The sequence below is a fragment of the Cysteiniphilum litorale genome, assembly GCF_003428165.1.
GTDB classification, from domain to species: domain Bacteria; phylum Pseudomonadota; class Gammaproteobacteria; order Francisellales; family Francisellaceae; genus Caedibacter; species Caedibacter litoralis.
In genome coordinates this window covers 20,599-35,733 of the sequence record NZ_QLIQ01000014.1, presented here as the reverse complement: position 1 = coordinate 35,733, position 15,135 = coordinate 20,599, and the positions used below count along the sequence as shown (strand labels likewise).

At 40.3% G+C, this 15,135-nt stretch carries 17 protein-coding genes, 1 tRNA gene and 1 rRNA gene; 1 reads left to right on the top strand and 18 read right to left on the bottom strand.

All coding sequences use genetic code 11. The features are described from left to right. Positions 1-19 precede the first annotated feature (19 nt). Together rimP and DNJ75_RS07260 are read right to left on the bottom strand one after the other, a co-directional pair. Positions 20-484 carry a ribosome maturation factor RimP gene (rimP, locus tag DNJ75_RS07265; RefSeq protein WP_117002785.1) on the bottom strand — a complete coding sequence of 155 codons (465 nt, stop codon included), beginning with the start codon at positions 482-484 and terminating at the stop codon, positions 20-22. A 106-nt stretch (positions 485-590) separates the two neighbouring features. Then, positions 591-667 (bottom strand) — tRNA-Met (locus DNJ75_RS07260). Positions 668-842: 175 nt separating this feature from the next. Between DNJ75_RS07260 and DNJ75_RS07255 the strand changes: the two genes are divergently transcribed. Continuing rightward, on the top strand, positions 843-2,243 hold the full coding sequence (locus tag DNJ75_RS07255) for a peptide MFS transporter (RefSeq protein ID WP_157968255.1): 1,401 nt from the start codon (positions 843-845) through the stop codon (positions 2,241-2,243). Positions 2,244-2,483: 240 nt separating this feature from the next. On the opposite strand, the gene rrf is transcribed toward DNJ75_RS07255, so the two are convergent. From rrf to DNJ75_RS07175, 16 genes are all read right to left on the bottom strand, one after another. Then, positions 2,484-2,598, bottom strand: a 5S ribosomal RNA gene (rrf, locus tag DNJ75_RS07250). Positions 2,599-2,647: 49 nt separating this feature from the next. Further along, positions 2,648-4,333, bottom strand: a complete 1,686-nt coding sequence (gene yidC / locus DNJ75_RS07245) for a membrane protein insertase YidC (RefSeq protein WP_117002780.1) — start codon at positions 4,331-4,333, stop codon at positions 2,648-2,650. Positions 4,334-4,347: 14 nt separating this feature from the next. Beyond that, positions 4,348-4,623, bottom strand: coding sequence for a membrane protein insertion efficiency factor YidD (gene yidD, locus DNJ75_RS07240; RefSeq protein WP_117002778.1), 276 nt, complete (start codon positions 4,621-4,623; stop codon positions 4,348-4,350). Continuing rightward, complete coding sequence (rnpA, locus tag DNJ75_RS07235; protein ID WP_157968254.1) at positions 4,584-4,925, bottom strand: ribonuclease P protein component; 342 nt, start codon at positions 4,923-4,925, stop codon at positions 4,584-4,586. The genes yidD and rnpA overlap by 40 nt, the downstream gene beginning before the upstream one ends. Further along, the gene (gene rpmH, locus DNJ75_RS07230; protein WP_100550565.1) at positions 4,915-5,049 is read right to left on the bottom strand and encodes a 50S ribosomal protein L34; all 135 of its coding nucleotides are present in this window, start codon (positions 5,047-5,049) and stop codon (positions 4,915-4,917) included. Before rpmH ends, rnpA begins: the two co-directional genes overlap by 11 nt. Positions 5,050-5,223: 174 nt before the next feature. Continuing rightward, positions 5,224-5,790 (bottom strand): dCTP deaminase, encoded by a 567-nt coding sequence (gene dcd / locus DNJ75_RS07225; protein WP_117002762.1) that lies wholly within the window; start codon positions 5,788-5,790, stop codon positions 5,224-5,226. Between the two features lie 23 nt (positions 5,791-5,813). Further along, the gene (apbC, locus tag DNJ75_RS07220) at positions 5,814-6,896 is read right to left on the bottom strand and encodes an iron-sulfur cluster carrier protein ApbC (RefSeq protein ID WP_117002759.1); all 1,083 of its coding nucleotides are present in this window, start codon (positions 6,894-6,896) and stop codon (positions 5,814-5,816) included. Positions 6,897-6,954: 58 nt separating this feature from the next. Further along, positions 6,955-8,727 (bottom strand): arginine--tRNA ligase, encoded by a 1,773-nt coding sequence (gene argS, locus DNJ75_RS07215; protein WP_117002756.1) that lies wholly within the window; start codon positions 8,725-8,727, stop codon positions 6,955-6,957. Between the two features lie 59 nt (positions 8,728-8,786). Continuing rightward, the gene (locus tag DNJ75_RS07210; protein ID WP_117002754.1) at positions 8,787-9,293 is read right to left on the bottom strand and encodes a GNAT family N-acetyltransferase; all 507 of its coding nucleotides are present in this window, start codon (positions 9,291-9,293) and stop codon (positions 8,787-8,789) included. After that, entirely contained in the window at positions 9,290-9,535 is a 246-nt protein-coding gene (locus DNJ75_RS07205) for a type II toxin-antitoxin system TacA family antitoxin (protein WP_117002752.1), read from the bottom strand. Before DNJ75_RS07205 ends, DNJ75_RS07210 begins: the two co-directional genes overlap by 4 nt. Positions 9,536-9,628: 93 nt before the next feature. After that, positions 9,629-10,741, bottom strand: coding sequence for a M14 family metallopeptidase (locus DNJ75_RS07200; RefSeq protein ID WP_117002750.1), 1,113 nt, complete (start codon positions 10,739-10,741; stop codon positions 9,629-9,631). After that, a complete protein-coding gene (gene dapF / locus DNJ75_RS07195) occupies positions 10,741-11,526 on the bottom strand; it encodes a diaminopimelate epimerase (RefSeq protein WP_117002748.1) in 786 nt (261 codons plus the stop codon). Before dapF ends, DNJ75_RS07200 begins: the two co-directional genes overlap by 1 nt. Continuing rightward, positions 11,519-12,757, bottom strand: a complete 1,239-nt coding sequence (locus DNJ75_RS07190; RefSeq protein ID WP_117002747.1) for a beta-ketoacyl-ACP synthase — start codon at positions 12,755-12,757, stop codon at positions 11,519-11,521. The genes dapF and DNJ75_RS07190 overlap by 8 nt, the downstream gene beginning before the upstream one ends. After that, entirely contained in the window at positions 12,754-13,482 is a 729-nt protein-coding gene (gene fabG, locus DNJ75_RS07185) for a 3-oxoacyl-ACP reductase FabG (protein ID WP_117002744.1), read from the bottom strand. The genes DNJ75_RS07190 and fabG overlap by 4 nt, the downstream gene beginning before the upstream one ends. Then, positions 13,479-13,934, bottom strand: a complete 456-nt coding sequence (locus DNJ75_RS07180; RefSeq protein WP_117002741.1) for an ApeP family dehydratase — start codon at positions 13,932-13,934, stop codon at positions 13,479-13,481. Before DNJ75_RS07180 ends, fabG begins: the two co-directional genes overlap by 4 nt. Positions 13,935-13,941: 7 nt before the next feature. Further along, positions 13,942-15,135: a beta-ketoacyl-[acyl-carrier-protein] synthase family protein gene (locus tag DNJ75_RS07175; RefSeq protein WP_117002739.1), complete on the bottom strand. Its 1,194-nt coding sequence runs from the start codon at positions 15,133-15,135 to the stop codon at positions 13,942-13,944.

Below are 15,135 nucleotides of genomic sequence, written 5' to 3'. Positions count from 1 at the left end.
ATATCCACATTATTAAAGATTAAAACTTTGGCACAACGCGCATTTTGTCAACATTGTGAAAATCAAAGCGAATTTCTTCGTCTTCTTCTGTTTTAACAAGCACATCATCATTGTCTACTGAAATAATCACACCTTTGAAACGGCGGCGATTATTCTCTGTTGCTTGATGCAATTGCACTTTAACCTCAAAACCCTCCAAGGCTTTTGCCTGTAACGCATTAAACACGCGACGATTCACCCCCGGAGAAGACACTTCCAACGAATAAGCACCACTAATTGGGTCTTCAACATCTAAAATTGCACCAACTGCACGACTGACTTCTTGACAGTCATCAATTGAAATGCCTTCTTCATGATCGATAAAAATACGCAAGGTCATGCTGCCAGTATCTGCAGAATACGCATCCATTTCAATCCCCCATAAAATAAATCCAAGGCTCTCTACTTCTGGCGCAATAAGCGCTTTTAACTGATCAACCAACATTCCAACACACTCCTTGGGATATAAAAAAAGGACTACTATGAGTCCTTTTTATCTACAAAACAAAAAGGCCCATAAGGGCCCGCAATTTCTTAAATTCTTTTTAGGTTGGTAGCGGGGGCTGGATTCGAACCAACGACCTTCGGGTTATGAGCCCGACGAGCTACCAGGCTGCTCCACCCCGCGTCAACTGTGGGACATATTAGCAAATCTTTTTTAAATTGCAAGACTTAAGTTTAAAATTTTCTTAATCACTTGGAAAACATTTTGATTAGACTCAAATGCATACAAAATAAAAAACATGCTTTTACAGTAAAATTTACTTACACTCTGAAATGAATTCAAAAGAGGAGAGATACAGTTGAAAGCACTAACAGCAAATCAACCACAAGGTTTATGGTACTTATTTGGCGTTGAGGTATGGGAGCGCTTTAGCTATTACGGGATGCGCGCATTACTGATTTTATATCTAACAAGCGAATACTGGGGCATGAGTGATACCGACGCTTATTTAACTTATGGTGCATATGTCGCCTTTGTTTATATGGCACCTGTGATTGGCGGCTATATCTCAGATGCTTACCTTGGACATACAACTAGTGTTAAATATGGCTGTGTACTGATCGTGATCGGTCACTTATTATTAACGGTTGAGGCAAGTTTCTTCGTTGGTCTTGCCTTTGTTGTAGCTGGAACGGGCTTTTTCAAATCATCAATGGCAGCAAGCATCGGCAGATTATATGATAAAGGTGATAAGCGTCGCGACGCGGGTTACACTTTGTTTTATATGGCAGTAAACTTCGGCTCATTCTTTGCCGTGCTTTTAGTGCCAATGCTCGCAAAATACTTTGGTTGGCATGTTGGCTTTGGTGCCGCCGCTGTTGGAATGGCACTAGGATTAGGTGTTTTTCTATTAGGTCAAAAGAAAGGTGTGCTACCCAAAGATCAATTTAGCGCTTCTAAATTAACGCGCATTTTAGCAATCGTTGGCGCATTGTTGTCCGTGATCGTCTTTACTTACTTTATTGCTCACCCAACAGATACTTCAAAGCTACTATATATCGTAGCAGGCTTCGTTGGCTTATATTTACTCTACAAAGCGATCAAAGGTGGTAAGGAATATATTCTGGCGATTTTAGCAGTTGTCAAAATGTCGTTTATCATTATGATTTTCTTTGCCCTTTTTGAGCAAAAGGCCACGAGTGTTCTACTCTTTACCGAACGTCTAGTTGATCTTAACCTATTTGGTTTTGAAATTTCATCGGCAAGCACGATGTCTTTAAATCCATTTTTCATTATTGTGCTTGCTCCTTTCTTTGCTGCACTTTGGTCAAAGTGGAACCCAACCGTGTTTGCCAAAATGGGTAGCGGGATCTTATTAACAAGTGCAGCAATGGGCGTCTTAACACTTGGCGCTTATGAAGCAATGCAAGGCTCACCTATTTCATTGCTATGGATTGTTGGTAGCTATCTGCTAATTACTATGGGCGAGTTGGCTTGCAGTCCAACAGGACTGGCTGCAATCAGCAAAGTCTCACCGGTTGATGTCGTCGCGGTATTATTTGGTGTATGGGGTATTAAATCATCTTTTAGTAACTACTTTGCCAGCTATATTGCAACATTTACCGATGTTGGCGGCAATGGCACCGAACAAGCTGCTGCTTATTTCAACGTATTCTACCATTTAGCACTTGTTGCTTTAGCTGTTGGCATTATCGTATTGATCTTGTCACCATTATTAAAACGTATTTATAAGATATAGTATCTTCATTTTTTTAACGCTTCTCTAAGCAAGGTTCTGCAGTTATGAGAAAACAATCAATAGCTGCAAACATTAATCAATACAATTCGCACCGCTTACAATATACCCACCATGAATCATTTTGCGATGCTTGGTCGCAAAGTAATGTGTGATGGGTATAAGCGTCAATCAGATGGCTCAATCTGTACGAAAATACTAATGGAATAATGCTCTGTATAAAAAATTGGGAATTTTTGAGATGCCTGACGATGTCTTACTTTCACATGGCGAATGCCACACTATCATCAGCGCTAAGCTGTTTCACTTCTGAGTTCGGAATGGAATCAGGTGGTGCCAACTTGCTATTATCGTCAGACGAAGGGCATTTTATATATTTTGAGATAAATGTCTAGAAGTTTTTTTGATTAAGCACGTTTTGCTTTGTAAATCGCTGTATATTTCTTAGTGATATACCACTGTTGCGCAATACTGATCACGTTGTTTGTCAACCAGTACAATACCAAGCCTGATGGGAATGACGCAAAGAACACCGTGAAAATCACCGGCATCAACATCATGATTTTTGCTTGTGTTGGATCGGCTGACGTCGGACTTATTTTTTGCTGCACAAACATCGAGATACCCATCAAAATCGGTAGGATAAAATACGGATCTTTAGATGCTAAGTCATGAATCCAGAAGATAAATGGCGCTTGACGCAGCTGCACACTTTCCAACAACACCCAGTAAAGCGCGATAAACACAGGAATCTGAATCAAGATCGGTAAACAGCCACTTGCAGGGTTCACCTTTTCTTCTTTGTACATCTCCATCATCTTGCGCCCAAGCTTCTGGCGATCACCTTTATAAAGCTCTTGCAACTTCTTCATTCGCGGTTGCAACATACGCATTTTTGCCATTGATTTATAGCTTTTGGCAGACAACGGGTAAAATAAAAGTTTAATTAGCACAGTAACTAGAATAATTGATAATCCCCAGTTAGCGACAACGCCATGAATAATCGTCATCAACCAAAAGATAATCACTGAGATAAATGACAACATGCCATAGTCTACGAGCTTATCTAAACCATCTGGCTTATTGGCACCGAAGTCTTTAACAATCGCTTCAAGATTCTTGGTAATTGTAGGGCCTGTATAGAGAATATTGGTATTCTCAACGCTTTGATCAGCATTTAATACAACAGGTTGTGTCTTAACCCCTGATTGATAGGTATTATCGGCAAGCTTATTGGCATAAACGCTAAAGCTTGTGCCTGGATTATTTGGCACCCAAAGGCTCACAAAATAATGCTGAATCATCGCCGCCCAACCTTTATTGGTCGAGACATCAACTTTTTCATTGGATTTAGCCAAATCTGCAAATGATTCTTTTTGGAAAGTGCGTTGCGATGAGGACAAACCAACACCTTGGAAAGAATAAGAATGCGCATCTAAAATACTAAAGCTATGACTCTCAGGCTTCACTTGACGCGTAATTTCATTGTCAAAACTAACGCTTAATGGCGCTTTAGTGGTGTTTTTAACACTTTGCTTAAGTGTGATTTCATAGGTGGTATCGTTAATAATATACTGACGTGTAACATCTAAGCCTTGAACAGTTGCCTTCAAAGTCACGATCGTTTGATCATCTTCCTTATCTGTATGCGCTTGACCAAAAACAATACTTTGTGGCTGACCATTAATGTAAATAACACTTTGCGCAATGTATTTGCTACCTGCTGTATTATTTAACATCGGCATCGGATTTTTATCCGTTAAACTCACGTTATAATCTTTCAATGCAGCATTAATAATCGCACCATTTAATGGGCTAATTTGCAGATCACTAAACACCGCTGTATTTAATGTAATAGGTTTTAGGTCTGTCTTATTAAAGTTTTGCTTAGTGACATCCGTCGTTGCACTTTGCTCAGCTGCATTATTTGCATCAACATCTTTGTTATCTTTTTGCACTGCTGTTGTTTGTGCTGGCGTATCAACTTTCGCTGGCTGCTTAGGCGCATACATCTCCTCCCAACGCGCCATCAACGACATAAAAATCACGACAATAAGCGCGATCAAGAATATTCTCACGTAGTTTGACTTCATTATACTTAACCTTTTTACCCTTTTTTAACCTTTTCTTTCGTTGGCACTGGATCGTAGCCGCCTTTGCAAGCTGGGTGGCATTTTAGCAGTCTTTTTGTCATTAGCCAAAGCCCAAACACTAAACCATGCAATTTAATTGCTTCTAGTGCATATTGTGAACAAGTCGGATAGAAACGACAGCGAGGTACAAGGTATGGACTAATCGCTACTTGATAGAAACGAATGAGAACAATAAAAGGCAACGCAATAATTAAGCGTATTTTGCGAGAAATTCGTTGATAGAGTGCCACAATTCCTCCTTTGTCGCGCGTGCGGCATTGTGATTTGTAACAACGATCAACATCGTCTTCTCAAACAACGCCTTATGCTGGCGAAACATCTCTTTATTTAAGCGGCGACACAGATTGCGTTGCACGGCTCTTTTAACTTTTTTTTTGCCGGTGATAACACCAACACCTGAGTGCAGATCTTCACCTTTAGCAATCAAATAAGAAAAATGTTTGGTATGAACTTTTTGACAGATACGCGAAAAGCCAAGTGAAAAACCCTTGGCATCTAAGATAAATTCTTTGGCTAAGCTATTAAGCTGCAAGCTTATGTCTGCCCTTAGCACGTCTGTTGCGAATCACTTTCTGACCGCTTAGCGTCTTCATGCGTGCGCGGAAACCGTGCGTTCTTTTTCTTTTTAAGTTACTTGGTTGAAACGTTCTTTTCATCGTATTATCCTCAGTTTGTATTTGTATTTATAAAATTTACTGCAAATCTGCCAAATTCATGCAAGGCGCCGATTCTACGCCAAAAATAAATTTCGGTCAATTAAAATGCCCCAGCAATTTCAACCGCGCATTCTAGCGCAAAATATAGGCGCTGTCGACAACTATCTAAATGACTTATGTGCGCGGTAGCGTCACACCCGTTTGACCTTGGTATTTACCACCACGATCTTTATAAGATGTTTCACATACTTCATCAGACTGATAAAACAGCATTTGTGCTACCCCTTCATTGGCATAAATCTTAGCAGGCAATGGCGTGGTGTTTGAAAACTCAAGCGTCACATGCCCTTCCCATTCTGGCTCTAAAGGGGTGACATTGACAATAATGCCGCAACGCGCGTACGTTGATTTACCTAAACACACAACCAATGTATCACGCGGAATTTTAAAGTATTCAACCGTGCGTGCTAACGCAAAGGAATTTGGCGGGATAATGCAAACATCACCGACAAAATCGATAAAATTGTTATGGTCAAAGTCTTTTGGGTCAACAATCGTTGAGTTGATATTGGTAAAGATCTTAAATTCATTAGCGCATCTAACATCATAGCCATAGCTTGATGTGCCAAATGATACGATTTTACCCTGCTCATTGTGACGTACTTGTCCAGCTTCAAATGGGGCAATCATCTCTTGCTCCATCGCCATTTTTTTAATCCACTTATCTGATTTGATGGACACTTCTTACTCCTTACTTATTTTCACTATGTTTTACTATTATCACTAAACTCAACTTTAACACCCGGCATATTGATCATCATTGCTTTTGGCAATGTCGCCATATTAGCCGCAAGCTTTAACACAATCCGCTCATAAACTTTGGCAATTTTATTGTCTTTATTTGCTGTTGGCTGCCCCTTATCGGCATCTTCTCTAATAGATATATCCAATGGCAAGGCACCTAAAAATGGCAAATCGAACTGTGACGCTAATGACTCAGCGCCATGCGCACCAAAGATTGCTGACTCGGTACCACAATTTTGGCAAATATGCACACTCATATTCTCAACAATACCTGCGACATGAATATCAAGCTTATTAAACATTGCAATCGCACGCTTGGCGTCAATTAAAGATAGATCTTGCGGTGTTGTTACTGTGACTGCCGCTGTTAATGGAATCTTCTTTGTCATCGTTAATTGAATATCACCTGTGCCTGGTGGCAAATCAATCAACAAATAATCAAGCTCGCCCCAGTTAGTATCATTTAACAGCTGCATTAAAGCACCTGATACCATAGGTCCTCGCCAAATAATTGCTGAATCCTGGTCGATTAAATTACCGACTGAGATCATCTTAACGCCATGGCGCAATAGTGGCTCAATTTTCTTTTTATCATTGGTTTTGGGATTATCAAAACTACCCATAATGAGCGGTTGACTTGGTCCATAAATATCCGCATCTAAAATACCAACCTTGGCACCCATTTTTTGCAATGAGATCGCAAGATTTGCCGTTGTTGTTGATTTGCCCACGCCACCTTTGCCTGAAGCAATTGCAATAATATTTTTGATACCCTTAATCGGCTTTAAACCAGGCTGTACTTTATGCGTAGTCACATCACATAACACCCTAAACTCAAAAGCTTGCGTAATATTCTGAGCATATAAATAATCACTTAACTGCGCAATCACACGATCTATTTGGCTAGCATTGAGAAAAAACCCAAGATGCAGCGAAATAGTAGCAACGCCATCTTGTTCAATGATGTGCAAGTTGCGTAGAAAATTCTCAGCGGGCAGGTCTAAAATGGTTTGACTATAAGCTTGTAGGCTTTGTTTTAACATAAAAAGTAATTGATGATTTCAAAGATCTAGACAGTCTAACGTTAAGACGATTTATAGTCTACATTCTTTCAGGCACTTCTATCCCAAGTAGCCCTAGAACAAAAACTAATTGCTTTAAAGTTAACTGACATAAAGCGATTCTTGCCTCTTTTAATGAATGATTATCTTCATTGGCGATCGGTGATTCAGCATAGAATTTATTAAACTGTACAGCAACTTGATAAGCGTATTCACACAAATGATGCGGCTCACATTTATCATATGTTTTTTGTAATACTTGCGGCAATTCAGTTAACTTCAATTGTAAATTACGCTCAGCATCATTGCTTGCCTTGCCAATATCAGTACTGACATTTTCCAAATTGCGACCAAGCTTGCGCAAAATCGATTTAATGCGCACGGCTGAATACAACAAGTAAGGACCTGTTTTGCCCTCATATTGCGAAAACTTGTCTAGATCAAAGATATAATCTGATGTATAAACATTCGCCAAGTCAGCAAACTTAACCGTAGCCAATGCTACTTTCTCAATGATATCTGCCTTTTCAGCTTCAGTTAAACCCTCTTGCTCACGCAAACTGGCACGTGATTTCGCTTCATCAATCAAAGTACTTAAACGCATCACTCCACCTGAGCGTGTTTTAAATGGTTTGCCATCCTTACCATTGAGCGTACCAAAACCAATATGTACAAGCTCAGTCTCTGGCGCAATGCTTAATTTTTTAGCTGCTGCAAATACTTGTTTAAAGTGCAGACTTTGACGCTTATCAACCACATAAATAATTTTTTGCGCCTGATAGTCTTCAACACGCTCTAAAATCGTTGCCAAATCCGTTGTGCCATACATTACCGCCCCATCGGACTTCACCAAAATCAATGGTGGGGTTTTGTCATCTTCATTTTCAGCCACAGGAATAATAATCGCACCTTGACTATTTTCAGCAACTTTTTGCTTTAAACAATCCGCAACCATTTGATCAATGATTGGTTGAACATCACTCTCACCTTTCCATAGATCAAAATAGATTCCAAGATCGCCATAATCTTTTTTAAGCTCAGCAATCGATACATCAACGAAGTGTTGCCACAGCGCGCGATAGCCGCGACGCCCTTTTTGCAGTTCAGCCGTTGCCAAACGTGCTTTTTCCATCTCATTGGCATCTTCTTTGCAACGCCCTGAAGCTCGTGGATAAATCTCAGATAATGCATCCACCGTCACCGGTGATTCTTTGGGGTATTCTCCAGTGTAATGCTCATTAAAATACGGCAAATTAGGATGCATTTTGCGAATTTCTTCGATCAACATCCCCATTTGCGTGCCCCAATCCCCTAAATGGACATCACTTAACACCTCGTCACCATAAAAGCGGTAAACGCGCTGTAAACAATCGCCAATTAGCGGTGAGCGAATATGTCCAACATGCAGTGGTTTAGCGACATTAGGACCACCAAAATCCATAATCACTTTTAGTGGATTGGTCGTTTTAGGGCAACCTAAACGTAAATCTTTAAGCATACGATTTGACCAGCCCGCCAAAAAATCATCACTTAAGGTGATATTAATAAATCCTGGCATCACTGCATTTACATCACTAAAAACCTTATCACTCTGGACTTGTGTCACAATATCATTAGCAATTTGAATCGGCGCTTTCTTAAGAGTTTTAGCCAAAGGCATCGCACCATTACATTGAAACTGCCCAAGCTCAGGACGTGCTGATAATTGCACTTTGGCAAAACGACTATCAAAACCTAAAACATCAAAGGCTTTTACAAATAAATCGGTTAAGTAATTCTCTAAAATAGCAGTGTGATTCGCCGTAGCTGTCATTATCTAAAACTCATTATGATAATTTTGAAAGCCTGATTATATACTCACAGCCAGTTATTTTACAGATTTTCTTGTACTGCTTTTTCAACTGTTGCCACAGGCAATATCAACTGCAACGACTGTCCTGTTAACTCAATAAAGCCATAATTTTTATAAAACGCCTTTGCTTCATCACTCTTAGCGTCGACGATAACAGAAAATACGCCCATAATTTGTGCTGCTGCCACAATTTTAAGCAGAGCGTCTTTTAGCAAATAAGCACCAATACCCGCGCCCTTATGCTGATTATTCACCGCTAAGCGGCATATTCTTGCGGCACTAACAGGATACCTTGGGTGATTGATATGCTTGGGCAGTGCTTTTTGAATAATCTCTGCCGCAGTGATTGTATAGTAACCCATGATCTCATCACTAGCCACAGCATGTGCAACATATGTTTTGCTGTACATCTTCTTTTGATTTTGCAGTGCGAATTTCTGTATAAATATATCAAGCTCAGAAACGCCACAATTAAAAAGGCTACGATTAAATGCTTTGCTCAGCGGACTAACCTTAAGCCCCATCATGATTTGAGCAAATCTTTTAATTTCTGATTTGGTTTAGGTGGGTTATCCAATAATGACAAGAACGCTTGTGCTGTTTTGCTATCCAAGCTAATTCTCTTTTCATTTTCAACGATTTTTCGCGCTCTAGGCAAACAATTACTAATAATAAATGCCGATACTGCCATACCAGAAAGTGCGGCAGCCTTCTCTATCGTTTGTTTGATATCATCCTTAGTATTTAATTCAATTCTTGCATGCGCCATAGCTTATACCTCAAATTCACCTGCTGATAAAATCTAAATACGACCCGTTATTTTAACGGCAAGTATAGTTGATTTCGCATAAGTTTCAAACACTTAAATATTAAAACAATTCGTCATTACTTTTAATACCTCATCGCCTTCATGCACGGTTGCCGAAGAAGTGCGTGTTAGCAGTAAAGCCTCATGCGGTACACTTAAAACCTGCGGCTTACTAATCCCTATAATACTATTTTTATCATAAATCGTTGCCAATGGTGTATTCGGCTTTTGTAGTGAACCCAATAAATTATCCTGATAATTAACCATGCCACCAATAGGGGCTCTAACACGTGAGAAATCCTGCTCATAACAAGCATATTTATTACTGGTATTTTTCACATTTGCTGGATTATTAATATACTCAAGAACACCTTCCAATAAGTGCTTAGCATTCTTAAGATCAAAACTTTCCTTATTGCCCATTTCATAGGTAAACGCATGTTTTGGTGGTGTTTTACTATCTCCTGTAATGCGATTCCAACAATCAGTTAATTGCCACCACGGATAAAATATAGCTTGGTTAAAGCAACCACTAGGCTCATTCGGTGTCAGAATAAATGCATTACTATTAAAGTGTTTTAGACGCCCTGAATGCAAATAACTTGGTGCATAAATATACGGTGCTGAGACTGAATCGCAATGTAAATCAAAACTAAAATCAGCAGCTAATGCCAAATCATGCAGGATATTGGCAAGCTTCTCATGAGGCGCTGTGTCATTTTGCAAACTCACCGCCAAGCGCGCTCTCAAAAGCTCTGAAAACCGCTGACATAGCGTATCAAAGCCTTGGTCTTGATACTTTTCAACAAACGCGTCAAGATCGATCTTCTCTAAACCGGCATGTGCCGTAAGCAAGTTTTTAAATCCACGATTCCAGTTCTCACCAGTTTTAGCATCAAAACGTCCATAGGTATACTCACCAATTTTAATATCCATGGCAAAAGGATTGGCAAACGGCACCAATGTCACATTGTATGGAAAATCATGCGTTTCTAGGTACTCACGCAATAAATAAATCAATGCAATGCCATTGCTCTCAGCGGCATGCAATGCCGCCTGCATATAGATATTCGCTTTAGCTTGTGGGTGTTTATATTCAATCACACTAATGCTATGTGTTAAGCCTGAGATCGTTGTTCTAAAAGGGATTTCTCTTATATTTATCATTATGCTACTTCTATTTGACCATTAAAAATCAATCTCACCACACCACTTAATCGTACTTCTTCCGGCGTGCATTCAACAGTTAAGTTACTGATGGCATTTTCCACTACAACTTTAGGCTTCAAAAGCCCCAATGAAACACCAGCATACACACTGGCAATACTGCCACTACCACAAGAAGGCGTTATTCCCGTGCCGCGCTCCCAATGATCTAAGTAAATACGATCTTTGGATAACTGCTTTAATGCATGTACATTAATACCGCCAGCGTATTGTGTTTGCAACACTCTACCCAGATCATCGAAATCTTTTAATTCAGTATGTTGCGAGCGAAACAATACCAAATGTGGATTACCCACATCAACCTCTAACGCATGATCAAAGCCCGAATCACCCATCAGTTTTTTTTGACTCTCATTGACTACAGGCAACGGAAAAGCCACCTCAATCCAATCATGCGCGACCAAGCGACAACGATGAACATAACCTCCAACCTCAATATTGACTTCTAAACTTCCTTTTTCCGTGAGCAGTAAACTTGCAACTGCACGCAAGCCATTACCACATTGCTTGGCTTTAGAACCATCTTGATTATAGATATGCATACTGGCATCAGCTTTGCCAGATTTCCTAATCAACAATAGCTGATCAGCACCGATACCAAAACGCCGATGGCAAATTTGCTGCACTTGACGCGCTTGCCAATTACGTGGTTTTTTGCGCTCATCAATAACGACAAAGTCATTGCCTAACGCACACATTTTGTTAAACAGCAATGGTTTACTCACTGTGATAATCCTTAAAAATCAACGAGGTATTAATACCACCAAAAGCAAAATTATTACTCATAACGATGTTTGTTTTAAGCTTTTTTGGATTCTCAATGATGTAATTAAGCTTGGCACAAGACGCATCGACTTTTTGCAAATTTGCCGTTGGCATAAATTCACCTTCTTTCATCATCATAATCGACAGCCATGACTCAAGTGCGCCACAGGCGCCTAATGTATGACCAAAATTGCCCTTTAATGAACTGACAGGCGTTTTATTGCCAAACAAGGTAAAAGTCGCCTCACTTTCAGCAATATCACCGCGATCAGTTGCCGTACCATGCGCGCAGATATAACCGATATCATCGGCATTGACATTGGCATCTGCCATCGCAAGCTTCAAGGCTTCAACCATTTTTTGTGCCGTGGGTTGTGTGATATGCCTGGCATCACAATTGGTACCAAAACCAATCACTTCGGCATAAATCTTAGCACCTCGCGCCTTGGCGTGCTCATACTCCTCTAAGATTAACGTACATGCGCCTTCACCAATCACTAAGCCATCACGTGCTTGATCAAAAGGTCTGGGTGTCATCTGCGGTTTATCATTTTGTTGACTTGTCGCAAATAAAGTATCAAAAATCGTCACTTGACTTGGGCATAACTCCTCCGCTCCCCCTGCCAACATGACTTTTTGATAACCATGCTTAATCGCTTCATAGGCATAGCCTACTGCTTGCGAGCTTGACGTGCATGCACTTGATGTTGGGATCACGCGTCCCGTTAAGCCAAAAATAAGCGCAATATTAACCGCACAAGTATGGCTCATTGATTTTACATAAGTCGTCGCACTGACATTTTGCACAGTTTTTTCAGTCTCAATTTTAATCAGATCACACAAAGCTTGTGTGCTACCCGAGCACGAGCCAAAAGCAATGCCAACATCGCCACTTTCAAGTAGTGCTTTATGCTCAAAAATTGCCGCATCTTTTAAGGCATTCTCACTGGCAACAGTTGCTAGTTGAGCAACACGCCCCATTGAGCGGGTTTGTTTGCGGGTATAGTGTGCCGGCATTTCAAAATCAATAATCGGCGCGCCTAAGTTGGTATGTAAACCTTTGATTTCTTGCCATGCGTTAATTTTCTTTGTCGCTGTTTTACCTTCAAGCAATGCCGATTTAATCGTATGCCAATCATTGCCTAATGCAGTAATACCAGCCATTCCAGTAATGACAACGCGCTTATTCATATCAAACCACCATTGACTGAGATTACTTGACGCGTGATATAACTAGCTGCATTGGAGCATAAGAAATTAATCACTGACGCAACTTCTTCAACCTTACCTGCCCGACGCATTGGAATATGCTTTTCAATCTCGTCTTTATACTCTAAATCTTTAATCATATCTGTTTCAATTAAGCCAGGGGCTACGCAATTAACGGTAATTTTACGTTTAGCAAGCTCAAGCGCCAAGGCTTTTGTCGCGCCAATAATACCTGATTTTGCCGCACTGTAATTGACTTGCCCTTTATTACCTGCAACCCCTGAAACAGAGGCTAATGTGACAATTCGCCCACCTTTTCTTAGCTGAATCATCGGCATCACACAAGGCTTAAGCACATTATAAAAGCCATCTAAATTGGTTTGGATCACGCGATCCCACATTTCATCTTCCATTGCTGGAAACGGCGCATCCTGGCAAATTCCTGCATTATTAACAACTGCATAAAATGCGCCATTTTGCGCAATTTCAGTGTTTAACTTTACATGACACGCCGCTCTATCTTGTAGATCAAATTGAATCAGTGATGCCTTGCCACCATTCTCTTCAATCACATGCTTTGTTTGATGAGCACCCTCAACATCGCTGTGATAATGCACAACCACCTCAAAGCCAGATTGTGCCAGCATAATTGCAGCCCCTTGCCCAATCCCTTTGCTTGCTCCTGTCACTAATGCTCTTTTACTCAAAATACTTTCCCCTGAATAATTTCTGTAAACTCTCTATCACTTGGCTGATAGGCACTAAACTTTGCTTGTGCAATGCATTGATCCTGATGATGAATCTCACACATAAACACCCCCAATGGATCACTTATAAACTCTTTATGCGCCACAACTGTTAACACATCACCTTTATCAAAGCTTGCACGTGTCGTTTTGAAATTGCGCACACTGATCATAAAGCCACGCCTTGGTGCGTGATCATTTTCATCTCCTTGAAAATAAGCTAACACAGCTGAAGCTTGTGCCATCATCTCAATGCCCACCCAAGCATATACACCATCAATCTCATCATCATAAAAAATATGCTTAGGCGTAATTCTGGCAAGACAAACCGCCTTTTCTTGATTAACCTCCTGCAAGGAATCAATCAACTGCATCGGTGGTGATTGTGGAATAATTTCATTTAAGTCATACATCACAAACTTAGCTTCCTTTGTTCGCTCTAGCAATAATCAAGCTGACATTATTACCACCAAATGCGAATGAGTTACTTAAAAAACAAGACTTTTGCCAAACACTCTCTTCATTGGTTAATTGAATTTTAGGTAATTCACAATCCAACTTAGCCGTGCTGATTTGCGCAGGCAACCTATGATTTGGGTTGTGCTCTTTAGATAACAATAATGCACAAAGTGCCAATTCCGTAGCACTTGCAGCACCTAATGTATGCCCAGTTAGCGGTTTTGTCGAACTACATAAGACCCTTTCACCAAACACCTCAAAAATAGCTTTACTCTCCATCTGATCATTCTTTGGTGTTGCCGTACCATGCGCATTGACATAGGCAATATCATCTGGATTAAGATTAGCATCTTTTAATGCATTTAACATTGCCTGTTTGGCGCCTTCCCCTTCAGGGTCTGGCGAGGTAATATGATAAGCATCTGAGGTTTCTCCACCGCCTAAAAGTGCTAAATCTGCTGGGGTTTTGCTTAACACAAATAACGCAGCCCCCTCACCGATATTAATCCCATCACGATCTTGCCCAAAGGGCTGGCAAATGCTTTTTGTCACTGAATCTAACGCATCAAAGCCATTAAGCGGCAATTCAGATAAACTATCTGCCCCGCCAACAATACAGATATCACAAATGCCTGAATTGATTAAACGCTTTGCAGAGAGAAAGGCTTTGCCACTTGACGAGCATGCTGTTGATATCACATAACAAGGACCTTTGGCCTCAGCAAGCTTTGCAATAAACTCTGCCATTGTGCCAAATTCTTGCTGGTGATAATGAAAATTAGCAAGCATTTCTCCTGTTTGCATATAATGCGTAAATGACTTCTCACCCTCTAAAATGCCCGAAGTACTTGTGCCTAAAATAACGCCTATTCTATGTCGATCCGTTTTCTTTGCTAACGCATCATACACAGGCTTAATTTCTTGAAATGCCTTAAACAACATCCGGTTATTATGGCAATCAATTGCCTGATACTGACTAGGCAATGCGTTTAATTGACAATTTATCTTGCCAACATAAGTTTGCCGCCCACTAAAAAGCTTATCATATGGCGTCAATGGCGAAACATTCGCCAACAGTGCTTTAGCAACTTCTTGTTTATTATTACCAAGCGCATTTAACACGGCAAAATCATTGATATAAATAGGATCCCGCAT